Source organism: Campylobacter concisus (assembly GCF_003048675.2).
GTDB lineage: Bacteria > Campylobacterota > Campylobacteria > Campylobacterales > Campylobacteraceae > Campylobacter_A > Campylobacter_A concisus_F.
This window is the reverse complement of sequence record NZ_CP060707.1, coordinates 1,808,167-1,824,456: the sequence shown is the minus strand read 5'-3', so window position 1 is coordinate 1,824,456 and position 16,290 is coordinate 1,808,167. Positions and strand designations below refer to the sequence as shown.

Below are 16,290 nucleotides of genomic sequence, written 5' to 3'. Positions count from 1 at the left end.
ATATTTTGCAATTATTTCAACTATCTTTAAGCATCCCTCATATATAATTCCAGCTCACGAAACGAGAAACCACCTTTAACTTCAACGTTAATAAAGCCTTTTTCTTATCGTTGTTCTTTTAACTTACAATTGTTAAACTATTAGTCAATCTTTGAAATCTAAACAAGTGATCGATTGAGCCAGTCTATTATGATTAAATAATAGATTAGACAAACTAATATAAAAACTAAAAGTTTTTTTGATTAAAAACTTCATAATAAATACTAAAAGCAATTTTAGTAAAAACATTATTACTAGATTGCATTAGCAATCTTAGTCTTTAGTGTTGCTTCTTAGTAAAGCTCTGCTTTACGCTAAAGAATGTTAATATGGAGAGTTTGATCCTGGCTCAGAGTGAACGCTGGCGGCGTGCCTAATACATGCAAGTCGAACGGACAAGTAAGAGCTTGCTCTTATGAGTTAGTGGCGCACGGGTGAGTAATGTATAGCTAATCTGCCCTACACTAGAGGACAACAGTTGGAAACGACTGCTAATACTCTATACTCCTGTCTGACATAAGTTAGATAGGGAAAGTTTTTCGGTGTAGGATGAGGCTATATTGTATCAGCTAGTTGGTGAGGTAATGGCTCACCAAGGCTATGACGCATAACTGGTCTGAGAGGATGATCAGTCACACTGGAACTGAGACACGGTCCAGACTCCTACGGGAGGCAGCAGTAGGGAATATTGCTCAATGGGGGAAACCCTGAAGCAGCAACGCCGCGTGGAGGATGACACTTTTCGGAGCGTAAACTCCTTTTGTTAGGGAAGAACAATGACGGTACCTAACGAATAAGCACCGGCTAACTCCGTGCCAGCAGCCGCGGTAATACGGAGGGTGCAAGCGTTACTCGGAATCACTGGGCGTAAAGGACGCGTAGGCGGATTATCAAGTCTCTTGTGAAATCCTATGGCTTAACCATAGAACTGCTTGGGAAACTGATAATCTAGAGTGAGGGAGAGGCAGATGGAATTGGTGGTGTAGGGGTAAAATCCGTAGAGATCACCAGGAATACCCATTGCGAAGGCGATCTGCTGGAACTCAACTGACGCTAATGCGTGAAAGCGTGGGGAGCAAACAGGATTAGATACCCTGGTAGTCCACGCCCTAAACGATGTATACTAGTTGTTGCTAAGCTAGTCTTGGCAGTAATGCACCTAACGGATTAAGTATACCGCCTGGGGAGTACGGTCGCAAGATTAAAACTCAAAGGAATAGACGGGGACCCGCACAAGCGGTGGAGCATGTGGTTTAATTCGAAGATACGCGAAGAACCTTACCCGGACTTGATATCTAACAAATCATCTAGAGATAGAAGAGTGTCTGCTTGCAGAAATGTTAAGACAGGTGCTGCACGGCTGTCGTCAGCTCGTGTCGTGAGATGTTGGGTTAAGTCCCGCAACGAGCGCAACCCACGTCATTAGTTGCTAACAGTTCGGCTGAGCACTCTAATGAGACTGCCTTCGTAAGGAGGAGGAAGGTGTGGACGACGTCAAGTCATCATGGCCCTTATGTCCGGGGCGACACACGTGCTACAATGGCATATACAATGAGAAGCAATATCGCGAGATGGAGCAAATCTATAAAATATGTCCCAGTTCGGATTGGAGTCTGCAACTCGACTCCATGAAGCCGGAATCGCTAGTAATCGTAGATCAGCCATGCTACGGTGAATACGTTCCCGGGTCTTGTACTCACCGCCCGTCACACCATGGGAGTTGATTTCACTCGAAGCCGGAATACTAAATTAGTTACCGTCCACAGTGGAATCAGCGACTGGGGTGAAGTCGTAACAAGGTAACCGTAGGAGAACCTGCGGTTGGATCACCTCCTTTCTAGAGTACATATAGATATTCTCTCACAAGATATCTATAAGAAAGATATTCTCAATCATCCTTGTTTAGTTTTGAAAGATTGATAGACCTATAGGGGCCTATAGCTCAGCTGGTTAGAGTGCACCCCTGATAAGGGTGAGGTCACAAGTTCAAGTCTTGTTAGGCCCACCAGAGAATTTAATTGGGGAATTAGCTCAGCTGGGAGAGCGCCTGCTTTGCACGCAGGAGGTCAGCGGTTCGATCCCGCTATTCTCCACCATAAAATAGTTTAACAGTAAAAGTCTATATTAAGTGTTTTTAGAAACATTTACTTTAGACTTTTAAGCGTACTTAATCTTTATTGATGACAAAGTTGCCGAAAGCAACTTTGTGCTTTAGGGGTTTCTAAAGGGTGTAACTCTTTGGTCGTAAAGACTAGCTTGCTAGTCTGCGAAGTCTAAATGTTCTTTTAATTAATATTGTTAATAGTCACAAGCAAGTTTTAAAAACAATTTTACAGGACTTGTTAAAGATTTAAATTTCTATCATCTTTGCATTTAATGCAAAAGTTTGACATCACAATCTATTTAGGATTTAAAACTTATCTAAATAGTAGTCAATGCTTTCCGTCTTGAGAGCTAGAATTTAAATGTAGTAACATAAAGTTATCTTTAACAAGGAAGTGATGCGAATTAGAATAATCTAATATAGAAAAGGTAAGCTACAAAGAGCAAGTGGTGGATGCCTTGGCTAGTAGAGGCGATGAAAGACGTGCCAGGCTGCGATAAGTCTCGGGGAGCCGTCAAGGGGCTTTGATCCGGGAATTTCTGAATGGGGCAACCCAACTAATAGAGATATTAGTTACCGTATAACGGAGCAAACGAGGGGAATTGAAACATCTTAGTACCCTCAGGAAAAGAAATCAAAAGAGATTACGCTAGTAGCGGCGAGCGAACGCGTAAGAGGGCAAACCACTAGTTTACTAGTGGGGTTGTAGGACTGCAATATAGACTAAACTTAGCTAATAGAACGACCTGGAAAGGTTAGGCACAGAGGGTGATACCCCCGTATATGAAAGCTTTGTTTTACTTAGCAGTATCCTGAGTAGGGCGGAACACGTGATATTCTGTCTGAAGCTGGGTAGACCACTATCCAACCCTAAATACTACTACTAGACCGATAGTGCACAAGTACCGTGAGGGAAAGGTGAAAAGAACTGAGGTGATCAGAGTGAAATAGAACCTGAAACCATTTGCTTACAATCATTCAGAGCCCTATGATTTATCAGGGTGATGGACTGCCTTTTGCATAATGAGCCTGCGAGTTGTGATGTCTGGCAAGGTTAAGGAAACCCGGAGCCGTAGCGAAAGCGAGTCTTAATAGGGCGTTTAGTCAGACGTTGCAGACCCGAAACGATGTGATCTATCCATGAGCAGGTTGAAACCGGTGTAAGAGCCGGTGGAGGACCGAACCCGCTAGCGTTGAAAAGCTATGGGATGACTTGTGGATAGGGGTGAAAGGCCAATCAAACATCGTGATAGCTGGTTCTCTCCGAAATATATTTAGGTATAGCGTCATGTAGTAACACTAGGGGGTAGAGCACTGAATGGGCTAGGGCATACACCAATGTACCAAACCCTATCAAACTCCGAATACCTAGTGTGTAATCATGGCAGTCAGGCGGCGAGTGATAAAATCCGTCGTCGAGAGGGGAACAACCCAGACTAACAGCTAAGGTCCCTAAATCTCATTTAAGTGGAAAACGATGTGGAGTTACTTAAACAACCAGGAGGTTGGCTTAGAAGCAGCCATCCTTTAAAGAAAGCGTAATAGCTCACTGGTCTAGTGATTCTGCGCGGAAAATATAACGGGGCTAAAATGAGTACCGAAGCTTTAGACTTAGTTTTACTAAGTGGTAGGAGAGCGTTGTATTTGCGTTGAAGGTATACCGGTAAGGAGTGCTGGAGCGAATACAAGTGAGCATGCAGGCATGAGTAGCGATAATTGGGGTGAGAATCCCCAACGCCGTAAACCCAAGGTTTCCTACGCGATGCTCGTCATCGTAGGGTTAGCCGGGTCCTAAGCAAAGTCCGAAAGGGGTATGCGATGGAAAATTGGTTAATATTCCAATGCCAACTATAATGTGCGATGGAAGGACGCTTAGAGTTAGAGGAGCCAGCGGATGGAATAGCTGGTCTAAGAGTGTAGGTTGGAGTTCAGGCAAATCCGAATTCCTTTAAGCCGAGACTACGAAAGGTGCGTGAAGTTCTTCGGAATGAATCGTAATTCCTTAATACTGTCGAGCCAAGAAAAGTTTCTAAGTTTAGTTATAGTTGCCCGTACCGTAAACCGACACAGGTGGGTGGGATGAGTATTCTAAGGCGCGTGGAAGAACTCTCTTCAAGGAACTCTGCAAAATAGCACCGTATCTTCGGTATAAGGTGTGCCTAACTTTGTGAAGGATTTACTCCGTAAGCATTGAAGGTTACAACAAAGAGTCCCTCCCGACTGTTTACCAAAAACACAGCACTCTGCTAACTCGTAAGAGGATGTATAGGGTGTGACGCCTGCCCGGTGCTCGAAGGTTAATTGATGACGTTAGCTCTGCGAAGCGTTTGATCGAAGCCCGAGTAAACGGCGGCCGTAACTATAACGGTCCTAAGGTAGCGAAATTCCTTGTCGATTAAATATCGACCTGCATGAATGGCGTAACGAGATGGGAGCTGTCTCGAAGAGGGATCCAGTGAAATTGTAGTGGAGGTGAAAATTCCTCCTACCCGCGGCAAGACGGAAAGACCCCGTGGACCTTTACTACAGCTTGACACTGCTATTGGGATAAAAATGTGCAGGATAGGCGGGAGGCTTTGATCCATAGACGCCAGTTTATGGTGAGCCATTGTTGAGATACCGCTCTTTTTTATTCTGATAGCTAACTAGCTTGAGTTATCCTCAAGTAGGACAATGTCTGGTGGGTAGTTTGACTGGGGCGGTCGCCTCCCAAAATGTAACGGAGGCTTACAAAGGTTGGCTCAGAACGGTTGGAAATCGTTCGTAGAGTATAAAGGCATAAGCCAGCTTAACTGCGAGACATACACGTCAAGCAGAGACGAAAGTCGGTCTTAGTGATCCGGTGGTTCTGTGTGGAAGGGCCATCGCTCAAAGGATAAAAGGTACCCCGGGGATAACAGGCTGATCTCCCCCAAGAGCTCACATCGACGGGGAGGTTTGGCACCTCGATGTCGGCTCATCGCATCCTGGGGCTGGAGCAGGTCCCAAGGGTATGGCTGTTCGCCATTTAAAGCGGTACGCGAGCTGGGTTCAGAACGTCGTGAGACAGTTCGGTCCCTATCTGCCGTGGGCGTAAGAAGATTGAGGAGAGTTGACCCTAGTACGAGAGGACCGGGTCGAACCAACCACTGGTGTACGAGTTGTCCTGCCAAGGGCACCGCTCGGTAGCTATGTTGGGATGTGATAACTGCTGAAAGCATCTAAGCAGGAAGCCAACTCCAAGATGAATCTTCTTTTAAGAGCTCATATAGACTATGTGTTTGATAGGCTGGGTGTGTAATGGATGAAAGTCCTTTAGCTGACCAGTACTAATAGCTCGTCTGCTTATCTTTTAATAAGCATCACTTCCTTGTTAAGGATAAAAACTTAATAAGATATGTTTTTACAAAACTTTGTTTATGACTTTTAACTTTATTTAGTAGTGTTAAATAAGAGATTTAGCTAATATATCTTTTATTTAACACTGCCCGTGACTATACAGACGAGGAAACGCCTTGCTCCATCTCGAACCAAGAAGCTAAGCTCGTCCTGGCTGATGATACTCTCCCTTACTGGGATGTTGGAAAAGTAGGTCGTTGCGGGCTTTGTTGTTTATCTGCTTTAATTCTTATATTATTAATTCTGGTTTTTATTAGTGATACTTTCTATTTAAGTATAAAATATTGGTTTGTACTTTTTTAATTAGTTTTTATTGATTAAATGTAGTAAGGTCTTTATGTTTGTTCTTGTATTATTAGGTTATTCATTTTCATGTAGTGCTTATTTTTATAATTTTTATTTGAAATATATTATTTATCTAATGTTTACTTTATTACTTTTTAGTTGGTGTGGTTAAAAATGTAATACGTATAGTTGTTTTATAGTTTTAAATAAAAATGTATTTATTAAATAGTAAAGATATAGGTATAGTAAATTTATGCTTCAAGGTTAAAACTCTACAAAAAGCGCTATTTGATGACGCAAAATTTTAATCCAATACAAAAGACATAATAGATGCATGACTAAAAACACAAAAGCAGGTGGTGGTATAGCTATAAGTATTGGTGACAAGAGCTAGAGCGCGAGACAGCCAAAAGAGCATAAGCTTGGTATACTATCTTTAGTCTTGGCCGTGACGCCTGATGTTAAAAGGAGTGTCTTTAAAGCACCAAACTGTCAGAACAGATACGGCGGTTGGCGAAAAGAGAGGCTTGTTTTATTCCTTACCTAAATGTGTGGCTGCATTGGTTGGTAGGTGGTGTGGTGTTGTGTTTTTTGAACTTTAGCGGACCGGAGAGTATTCTATCTTAGATAATTTTTTAACGGTTTTAATTCTTGTTTTTGTTAAAATTTTAATCACTGATAATTACTAACCAACTATAAGTAAGTATAAATATTTTAAAGCCTTTTATTTGAATGTGTTATCTTAATATTTCGGACGTATACACAACTCCAAAAGATGTGTTTATTAGTGCTGATCTAAAACCAGTTACCAAATAAGATAATAACTCGTCAATGTAAATTTAAACATTATTTCTACCGCCAAATAATATTAAAGCTTGCTGGTAAAAGATTGAAATTTACTTATTGTTAAATCAATAATTTTCATAGTTTTAGACTATCTGACTCAAATTCGTCTTAGGCGTATTAATATAAAAGTACAATTTAGTATTAATATACTAAATTTTTTTAGACAAATACATTTTATATCTGTAAAAATTAAGTAAAAAATATATTTATAATAATAAAAAAATATCCTTTAAGATAAAAATTATAAATCAGGTAGTATATTTTAATAAATATTAAATTTCATAGAAAGGATAAAAAATGGAATTTTTAATGGTTTTGATGTTTTTTATTGCTGGTCTATTTTTATTGTTTAGGCCGGAAAAAAAGAAGGCTGTAATGGGGTTTGGCATTGCTGGAATGGTTGTGCTTATTGTAATGATGGCATGGGTAAATAAATTTGCCGTTGTGCCAATGGGAAATTTTTAGGGGCAGGCAATGAATAATAAAAAATTTGCAAGCTGGGGTGATGACGAAAAGAGATTTTTCAATCTCTTTGTAGCTGCTGCCCTCGCTTTGGTCGCACTTCCTGTTGGCATTGCGTGTCTGATACTTGGATTTGGCATGGGCGATAGCCCTTGTATAATGTGTTGGCATGAGAGATTTTGCATGGTGGCGATCTCTTTTATGGCGCTTATCGTTGTACGTTACGGCTTTAAGGTTAGGTATCTGGTCACAATCCTCTTTTTGTCGTGCCTTGGGCTATATGATGGCTTTTTACACTATAGTTTAGATGGCACAGGCGGCGGATATCTTGATATAAAGCAAGGCTTTGGGCTTGAAATTTTAGGCGCTCATACGCAGTTTTGGGTTGTTGTCGTACACTTTTGTGTCATTATCTTTTTAGGTGTTATTTTGATGCTTGGTAAAAATGTTGGTAAGATCATGCAAAATAGCGAAGAAAACGCATACGGAGTTGTTTTACCAAATTTCTTATTGGGAAAGATAGCTGTGGCTGTTTTTGTGGTCATTATGGCATTTAACTGCATTCAAGCTTTTATAACAGCTGGCCCACCACCATATCTAGCATCGGCTACGCCTTCTCGCATGAGTGCTGATCCTTCTAAATGGTTTTGGGAGCTTGATCACTGGGATGAACATGAGATAGATTTTCGCGAAAGCTGGAATCCAAAACTACCAAATTTACCAAAGTAAGGATATGGAATGAAAATTTTAAATTTAATAGCACTTTGCACTTGCTTGGCATTTGGTGGAGAGTTTGATCTAAATGCAGCAAATGGTGCAGTTACAAATCTAACTCCACTAAAAAAAGCTGGACAAATAGAGTTAAAACTAAATAATAGCAATCCAGTTACAGGTCTTGACTATGATGAGGAGAGCAAAAGTTTTTTGGTCGGCACACTAAAATTTGAGCTTTACTCTATGGATGAAAATTTAGATCAGATAAAAAGCTATCTAAGAAGCACGCCTGATTGGATCATACAGATGGAAGATACGGTTGGTGCAAGCTTTTTTAAAGGTTCTCTTGGGCTGATTAGCTATAACAAAACATATGAATTTTTCAAATTTATGCCAGATCAAAGCAAGGATGATGCAAATAAGGCGTGGAGATATTTGCATGATGGCTATGATAAATTTAGCCTTGATTTTAAGGACCGATACTACACAGTTCGTGCAAAACAGCAGTATATCCTCTCTTGGGATCACTCTGACTTCTATGGCGAATTTTTTATAGCAAGTGTGCCAGATGACATAAAGCAAAGTTGGAGTATTGCTAGTTTTAGTGATAGCGATAACCTTTTATCTACAGAATTTATTCCGAGCTTTGATGAGAGTCTTGGTGTAAAAGAGGGCAGAGAGATAAATGACTACTATGTCACGGGTATGGATGCGCAAGGCGAGTTTGTATACTTGTTATCTAAGCAATATTCAAGCATATTAAAACTTGACCCAAGGGCAAGAAAGGTCACAGAAATTTATAGCTTTGATGGCGTGGGTGATGCTCATGCGTTGGCCATAAAGGATGATAAATTTTATGTCGCTTCTAAAGAAAATGGCGTGAATAAAATTTTTATTTTCGAAAGATGAGATGTCTAAAAGACTAACAAAATTTCTTTAAAGGAGAGCGTATGAAACTAGCATTTTCAAAAGCTGTTTTAGTAGCAGCTGGCGTTGCCTTATTCGCAGGTTCACTCTTAAATGCAGAGAATAAATTTAGCCCTGTCATTGTCATACATGGTGGCACTAGTGGACTTGAGCTTACTAAAGATGAGTTTAAAGTGCGTGAAGAGCCTATGAAAAAGGCACTTTTGGCTGGCCAAGCTGTGCTTGAAAAGGGCGGTAGTGCTATGGATGCAGTTACGGCAGCCATTATGGTGTTAGAAGATGATCCAAATTTCAATGCTGGCAAGGGCGCAGTATTTACAGCTGATGGCTTTAATGAGCTAGATGCTTCTATTATGGACGGTTCTACTAAAAAAGCAGGCGCAGTTGCGATGGCAAGACATATCAAAAACCCAATCCTTGGCGCAAGAGTCGTAATGGACAAGACTTGGCACACGCTTGTTGCTGGCGAGGGAGCTGACAAGCTAGCCAAAGAAAACGGCCTAGAGATGGTTGATCAAAAATACTTTTTCACGCAGTTTAGATATGACGCACTCCAAAGGGCTAAAGAGAAACAAAAGCTAATGCTTGATAGTGAAAAGACAAAGAAAACCTCACTAAATTTATATGAGCGTCCATATCTTGGCACTGTTGGAGCGATAGCTCTTGATAAAAATGGCAACCTAGCTGCAGCAACAAGCACTGGTGGCATGACAAATAAAATGACTGGCCGTATAGGCGATAGTCCGATAATTGGCTCTGGAACCTATGCAGATAATGACTCAGTAGCAGTCTCTTGCACAGGCACAGGTGATATCTATATGCGTGTAAATGCTGCTCATGAGGTCTCAGCTCTTTATAAATACAAAACTTCAGATGTGCAAAAAGCAGCCGAAGAGGCTGTAAAAGAGGTAGCAGCACTAGGCGGTAGTGGTGGTATCATCTCTATCGATAAATTTGGTAAGACCGGCTTTGCTTGGACTAAAGATAAGCTTGGTATGTATCATGGCGAGGCAAGACTAGGAGCTAAACCAGTTGTTTACTGGCCACTTGGCGAGAAATGATTAGATAGCTAGGCCAGATTCTATCTGGCCTAGTTTTTAAAGGGAGAAAGTTTATTAAAATATATAAATTGCTCCAAGAACGATAAATGCTCTTAAGCAAAAACCGCCGATTAAAACACCATATTCATTATATACGCAGCTTTTGATGCCTTCACTACATCCGCATACTGCTCCGTCTTTTGTCACGCCATATCTTTGTAGCATAAATTTACTGCCGCCAATTAATGGCAGTGCAAGACCAAGCACTATAAAACCTATCCAAAACATCGGTGCTAGAGAGCCTGATACTATTTTGGTTATGCTAGCCATGCCAGCAGCTTCGTTTCTAACGCTTGCAAATAGCATCAAGAGGGCAAAAATTTCAAGCGCCACTAAAATAGTGTGAAATTTATGCGACTCGTGGCTCAAAACGCCGCCACCACTTAGCACAGATATAGCATTTGCGCTAAGGCCTGTTGATATGGCTGAGATAGTAAATAGTATCGGTAGCCATATACTTGCCCATAGTGGGATCGCTTTTACAACATATAAAAGTAGTCCAGTATAACCCATCACTCCAATTGCAAGTAGCGAGCCAAAACTAAGCATCATATCGCAAATTTTGCCACCTTTTTTGACTTGCAAAAGCACGAGCACGCTAACTATTATGAAAAATGTTAGAAGATATGTGCCGATACTCATTATAGAAACTGGTCTTGTGTAAAGGCCTATGATCTTAGCTGGATTGATCGCCGCACTTGGTGCTAGGTCAAATAGCAAAAGTGCAGTTCCAACTATAACCGCTATTGGTGCTAGCAAAAATCCAAATTTATAAAATTTCTCATCGAGCTTGCCCAAAAAGCCTTTATAGGCTAAAGCCGAGCACAAAAATGCCCCAGCACCTAAACCACCTAAAAACAGATATATGACTATGAGCCATCCCCAAGTTGTTTGTTCCATTATCTATCCTTTAACTCTTAAAGTTAGAAGAGCTCTTGACTGCTCTATCTCGTTTTCAAGATATAAATTTAAAAAATCAGCAAAGCTCACATAGGCTTCTAAATTTGTAGCCTCCTTACAGCGAGAGCTAAATTTATAAAACCACTCAAACGGATGAGTGCGGATGAAGTCATATTTTTTATGTAAAATTTCATCCATTTTCTCTTTTTCGTCTGCTTGTAAGGCATTGAAACTTAGAAAGTAAAGGTATTGCAGCTCGTATCCGATGAAATCATCTGGAAATTTATCAAACTGCTCTTTACTGAGCTTTAGTCCAGAGCTCTCGTAAAAGCCACGCACCTGCATAGTCTTTTCGCCAAACATCGTTTTATAATCAAAATAAACCGACTCATATGGCTCAGCTTTTGGGTGTCTTGGCCCTACAAATAGCCTATTAAATTCATATCTTAGCTCGTCTAGCAAATTTAGATCATCTTTACACTTATTTAGCCAAAGTATGAAGTCGTGATTTTTAAATTTATCACTAAAATTAAGGCTTAGGCTTATGAGCTCATCTAAATTTTGCTCCCTAAGCTCTACTAAGAAAAATCGCCTTAAAAAGTCTTCAACACTAAGGCTAACGCTAAGCTTTTCTTTGACCTTATCCATCTTTTACTCTTTAGTGTATGAATTCGTTTCGCTTCATTCTTGGATAAAAGCGGATATTTGGCTTAGTAAAGAAGTGTTTAAAGCCTGGCATCTCTTTTTGCATACCAGCACTGTCGCTGACGTTGCTATCAACTAGTTTTAGTACTCCACACGGACAGCCTGCTACGCAAGCTGGCTCTTCGCCACGCTCAAGTTTTTCGGCACAAAGGTTGCACTTTTGAGCCTTGCCGTCTTTGCCTTTTGTGATAGAGCCATAAGGGCAAGCCATCAAGCAGTATCCACAGCCTATGCACTTATCATGAAGTGGCTGTACGACACCATTTTCAAGCTTGATATAAGCTCCAACTGGGCAGACATCCATACAGGCTGGCTCGTCGCAGTGATGGCAAGAGTGAGTTATAAAGATCTCTTTTTCTATGCCATCTTCATGTATCATAAGGCCATCGACATGTCTCCAGTTTATATCTGGATCTTGGTTGTGATAGACTTGACATGAAATTTCACAAGCCTTGCAGCCTATACAAAAGTTATAATCAAATAAAAATCCTTGTTTTCTTTTCATCTTAGACCCCTTTACATCTCTTGTTTAGCTGCTTTTTTTACTTCACAAAAGCTAGCTGTATAAGTTGAGCCATTTCCTAGATCGCTAACGCCATCAGAGCAAAGGATATTTGCTCCAGTTCTTGATTTTGTCACTTTTACCCAGATGTTGTTCCACGCATAGACTATGCCTGGGTTCATTTGATTTGTCTCGACTGCTGTAAAGACGGCTGTACCTTTTTCGTTTGTTGCCTCAACCGTGTCTCCATTTTTAATACCGCGTGCTTCCATATCTTCACGTGTCATAAATAGCTCAGCATTGCCCTTAACGATAACTCTTTTTAAGATATAAGGCATATTGCCCCAGTTGGAGTTGTCTTGGAGCTGAGTACCCGGCGTCATGAAATAAAGCGGATATTTTTTAAGATAGTCTTTTCCAAATTTATTGCTCTTTTCATAGTAGTCCCAGTCAGTTTCAAGGTCTATTACTGGATGATAGCCTGCGTCTTTAAAGGTTTGTGAGTAAAGCTCGCATTTTCCACTCTTTGTACCAAAGACTAGTTTGTCTTTTGGCGCATAAGGGTAGTATGGGAACTGATCTTTCATCGTTTCAGGCGTTCTAAATGGTTTGATCCAGCCGACTGATTTTAGTTTTTCATAGGTGATGTTTTGTTTTTTGGCAAATTCTGTATCCAAAAAGCGTCTGCAAACCGTTTCACTATCCCAGTTAAAGCACTCTTCTGTATAGCCCATAGCTTTTGCAAGAGCGTTGAAGAACTCTAAATTTGTCTTAGCTTCGCCAAGAGGTTTTACACTTTGAGCGTTGTAGCAGACGTATCCAGAAATTTGGTCGTTTTGGATATCCTCACTCTCCATAAATGTAACACCAGGTAGAACATAGTCAGCATAGTCACAGGTGTCTGTTTCGTAAGGATCAATTACAACCAAAAAGAAGTCATCGTCCATTACACGCTTTTTGATCAAATTTGTATTTGGTGCGGTTACCATTAAATTTGAGTTGTAGTTGATACATGCCTTAATGACCGTGTTTATAGGCTTGTCAAGATATGTTGGATTTTCTTTTTGTATGCCTTTACCAAATTCTATATAGCTTACTTGCTGTCTTTCTATCTTTTTGCCATCTTTATCTTTTGGAGAGAGATCTGGCATGCAGTTGTCGAAATTAAAGCAACCTTTTACATGCACATACGCCCAAAATAGTCCGCCACCAAGCTTTGTCAAGGTGCCAGTTAAAACTGGTAAAAATGTAACCGCACGAACAAGTCTTGCTCCGTTAAAGTGTCTTTGTCCGCCGTCGCCGTGCATGATAGCCGGTGCTTTTGCGTGAGCGTACTCTCTAGCAAAAACTTTGATCTGATCCACACTTGCTCCGCACATCTCAGATAGCTCACCATAGGTGTAGAGTGAACACTCGTGTACTAGATCTTCAAAGCCTGTTGTGTATTTTTCTACAAATTCATGATCATATAGATCTTCTTCTATTAAAAATTTACAGACTGCTAGACAAAATGCAGGGTCGCTAGATGGTTTTAGCTGGATAAACATATCTGCTTGGTTTGCTAGAGGAATTCTTATTGTATTTATGACGATGATCTTCCCACCTCTTTTTTTAACACGGTGAGCAAATCTTATCCAGTGTACGGCCGTATAAGCTTCGTTTGATCCCCAGCTGATATACATATCGCTCTCATCGATCTCAAGTGCATCTTTTGAGAAGTCGGTACCTATAACGCTAGGAGTACCCGCGTATCTTGGCCAGTCACAAGGGTTTCTAACAAGTCTTGTGGCTCCATATTTTTCAAAGAAATTTCCTGGTGCGATAGTTTTTGAGATATGTCCCTCGTTGCCAGAGTAGACAAACTCGGTCAATGCTTCGCCGCCAAATTTCTCTTTTATCTCAGTTAGCTTTGCAGCTATCTCTTTTAAGGCTTGATCCCAGCTTATCTTCTCCCATTTGCCTTCACCTTTTTTACCGACTCTTTTCATAGGATGCATAATGCGGTCAGCGTTATATAGGTGCATGGCATAGGTGTGACCCTTGACGCATACTGTGCCTTGCGTTAGTGGGTGCTTTGGATCTCCTTTTATGCTTACCATTTTTCCGTCTTTGATCTCAGCGATCATCGAACAGGCATCACGGCAGTTTCTAGGACAGGTTAGGTAGTGGTATTCTACATTTTCCTCGTTCTTATAGGATTTTGGGTTAAAATCCACCTCAAATTGCTCCATACCAAATAGGCTAGGAGCTGTTCCAGCTGCTGCCAGAGCTGCTCCCGTGCCTTTTAGGAAAGAACGTCTTTGCATGTTTTCTCCTTAAATTTGATGGCTATTTCATCTCAAAGATAAAAACTTTATTCTCTTTGCCTTCTCGTGAGAAGATGTAAAATTTATTATCTTTGATCGCTAATGCTCTTGGGTTATTTACCCCACTAAAACTAAATGCCTCGTCTATCTCTTTGGTGGTCAAATTTAACTTTAAAATAGTTGAGAAATTTTTGCTTAAAAGATAGAGCGCATCAGGCTCTACGTCGATGCCAGTAATATAATAGTTGTTTAAATTTCTACCCTCTTTGAGTTGTAAATTTGCTCCAGCTTTTGGTACAAATTCTTCTAAGATCATCTTATCGTCGCCGTCAAATATAGCTACACTCCAGTAGTCTCTAACGTCATTTGGCACGCTAGCTGTGAAAAATTTATTCTCACTTTCTAGGTAGTCCCAGCCTAAGATGTACTGCTGTTTTGATCTAATGGTAGAAAATCTGCCCTTGTTACCAAGATCGTTTAGCTTCCACGCGTCATATCCAGCCAATAGGTGCCTCCACTGGCTATTTTGCTCATCTTTACTAAGGTTGCTAGCTGGCTCATAAAATACAAAAGTTTTGTTATAACTTATCATGCCAAGCTCTTTTTTATACCAAGTAGCCCCGACTGTTGCCTCCATCTCCATTATAAAATGACGGTCATGTTTGGCATAACTTAGAGGCTTTAAATTCTCATCTGCGATGTAAAATTCATTGTCGTTTGAGACAATGGCAAAGTGCTTTTTGCCCTCATCATAGTCGGCTCCAGTTATTGCATTATCATTTTGCAAATTTAGAGTGAGCGTATCTTTAAGGCCTAGCTCTTTTGTGTTTTGGATCGCTCCATTTTTGCTATCCATATCAAAGTTAAAACCAAAAGCAAGGCTTGCCAATGCGATAAAAAATATTATCTTTTTCATCTTTCTCTCCTTACTTTGCTAGGTCTGGAAGCTCAGGGTTCCAGTCAAATCTAAAATCAAGCGAGCTATCCCAGTGGTCTTTCTCCCAGAACCATTTTGAAGGATCGATACTCATCCTTGGTGGTGTGCTAGATCCTAGATATGGTGGTGGACCAGAAGCTATAAAGGCTTGAACGCAGTTTGCAAGGATGATCACGATAAAGACTAAATTTGCAAATTTGCCAAGTGGCAAGTAGCTTAGAAAGTTGCCATATTCGCCATTTGAGCTTTTTTGCATTATAAGGCCTAAGTTTTTGCTAAACAAAAATATAAGAGCCAAAAATATGATCACACAAAAATCAACAACCATAACCCAAAACTGAGTGTGGGCACCTAAAATTTCAAGGCCAAAACCTTGTTTGATGTCAAGATAGCCGCCAAATGTTCCATCTAGGCTGTAGTGGATAAAGCCGTTAAATATGCCCCAGCAAGCCATTAGTAAAAGTGCTGCTAGATAGCCAGGCTTTAGTCCGTACCTGATGATGAAAAGTGCTATTAGGCTGATAGCTATCATCGTGATTCTCTCGGCCCAGCACATTATGCAAGGGTTATCACCTAGCCCAAAGCCAAGTACTAAGCAGGCGATACCAACTGGAAGTGCCACAAGAGCAGTGATGGCTAGTGACATAAGGTTGAAAAAGCCTTGTTCGTTTGCTGGGATTTCATTTTGTTTCGTTTGCATCTTGCCCTCCTAAAAGTTGCCTATTGGCAAGACTACCCATAAATTTACGTAAAATTCTAGCGCAACTAGTATTACGCACCCCAAAGCCATACAGGACGTTGCTAATTTCTTCATTTGTGGCTTTATGTATAAGATAAGCCCACTAATCAGAAATAGCGTCAAAATTAGAAATTCCATTTTGAGCTCCCAATTTGTAAATTTTCAACTACAAGCATGCTTATCTGAGAAAAATAATATAACTATATTTATTAAATTTAGTTTAAAAATATATTTTTTTATAGCTAAGTTTTTACTTTATAAAAATAAAAAATTTGTAAATAAAAAAATATATTTATACAAAAAAATATTTTTATATACTTAAGCTATATTTAATTAAATTAATATT

General features: G+C 40.2%; 10 protein-coding genes, 2 tRNA genes and 3 rRNA genes. 9 read left to right on the top strand and 6 right to left on the bottom strand.

Features of this window, described 5'->3' with window-relative positions; genetic code table 11:
- Positions 1-365 precede the first annotated feature (365 nt).
- The 9 genes from CVT00_RS09095 (at position 366) to CVT00_RS09055 (ending at position 9,816) form a co-directional block, all read left to right on the top strand.
- A 16S ribosomal RNA gene (locus tag CVT00_RS09095) occupies positions 366-1,876 on the top strand.
- Between the two features lie 94 nt (positions 1,877-1,970).
- Positions 1,971-2,047 (top strand) — tRNA-Ile (locus tag CVT00_RS09090).
- A gap of 12 nt (positions 2,048-2,059) precedes the next feature.
- Positions 2,060-2,135: transfer RNA gene (locus CVT00_RS09085), tRNA-Ala, on the top strand.
- Positions 2,136-2,569: 434 nt separating this feature from the next.
- Positions 2,570-5,475: ribosomal RNA gene (locus CVT00_RS09080) — 23S ribosomal RNA — on the top strand.
- A gap of 133 nt (positions 5,476-5,608) precedes the next feature.
- Positions 5,609-5,727 (top strand): 5S ribosomal RNA (gene rrf / locus CVT00_RS09075).
- Together the 16S, 23S and 5S rRNA genes with 2 tRNA genes alongside form the textbook arrangement of a ribosomal RNA operon.
- A gap of 1,222 nt (positions 5,728-6,949) precedes the next feature.
- Entirely contained in the window at positions 6,950-7,117 is a 168-nt protein-coding gene (locus CVT00_RS09070; protein ID WP_159071287.1) for a hypothetical protein, read from the top strand.
- A gap of 9 nt (positions 7,118-7,126) precedes the next feature.
- Complete coding sequence (locus CVT00_RS09065; RefSeq protein ID WP_103559031.1) at positions 7,127-7,843, top strand: disulfide bond formation protein B; 717 nt, start codon at positions 7,127-7,129, stop codon at positions 7,841-7,843.
- Positions 7,844-7,852: 9 nt separating this feature from the next.
- The gene (locus tag CVT00_RS09060; protein WP_103559030.1) at positions 7,853-8,737 is read left to right on the top strand and encodes a hypothetical protein; all 885 of its coding nucleotides are present in this window, start codon (positions 7,853-7,855) and stop codon (positions 8,735-8,737) included.
- Positions 8,738-8,778: 41 nt separating this feature from the next.
- Entirely contained in the window at positions 8,779-9,816 is a 1,038-nt protein-coding gene (locus tag CVT00_RS09055) for an isoaspartyl peptidase/L-asparaginase family protein (protein ID WP_103559029.1), read from the top strand.
- 54 nt (positions 9,817-9,870) lie between these two features.
- Here CVT00_RS09055 and nrfD read toward each other — a convergent pair whose 3' ends face one another.
- From nrfD to CVT00_RS09025, 6 genes are read right to left on the bottom strand one after another with little or no spacing between them, the layout of a single operon-like run.
- Positions 9,871-10,755 (bottom strand): NrfD/PsrC family molybdoenzyme membrane anchor subunit, encoded by an 885-nt coding sequence (nrfD, locus tag CVT00_RS09050; protein WP_103559028.1) that lies wholly within the window; start codon positions 10,753-10,755, stop codon positions 9,871-9,873.
- Between the two features lie 3 nt (positions 10,756-10,758).
- Positions 10,759-11,403, bottom strand: a complete 645-nt coding sequence (locus CVT00_RS09045) for a TorD/DmsD family molecular chaperone (RefSeq protein ID WP_021092832.1) — start codon at positions 11,401-11,403, stop codon at positions 10,759-10,761.
- Between the two features lie 10 nt (positions 11,404-11,413).
- Positions 11,414-11,965 carry a 4Fe-4S dicluster domain-containing protein gene (locus CVT00_RS09040; RefSeq protein WP_012140509.1) on the bottom strand — a complete coding sequence of 184 codons (552 nt, stop codon included), beginning with the start codon at positions 11,963-11,965 and terminating at the stop codon, positions 11,414-11,416.
- An 11-nt stretch (positions 11,966-11,976) separates the two neighbouring features.
- Positions 11,977-14,268 carry a molybdopterin-containing oxidoreductase family protein gene (locus tag CVT00_RS09035; protein ID WP_107916055.1) on the bottom strand — a complete coding sequence of 764 codons (2,292 nt, stop codon included), beginning with the start codon at positions 14,266-14,268 and terminating at the stop codon, positions 11,977-11,979.
- Between the two features lie 22 nt (positions 14,269-14,290).
- Positions 14,291-15,184, bottom strand: a complete 894-nt coding sequence (locus tag CVT00_RS09030) for a hypothetical protein (RefSeq protein ID WP_103559025.1) — start codon at positions 15,182-15,184, stop codon at positions 14,291-14,293.
- 10 nt (positions 15,185-15,194) lie between these two features.
- Positions 15,195-15,905 (bottom strand): disulfide bond formation protein B, encoded by a 711-nt coding sequence (locus CVT00_RS09025; RefSeq protein ID WP_103559024.1) that lies wholly within the window; start codon positions 15,903-15,905, stop codon positions 15,195-15,197.
- Positions 15,906-16,290: the final 385 nt, after the last annotated feature.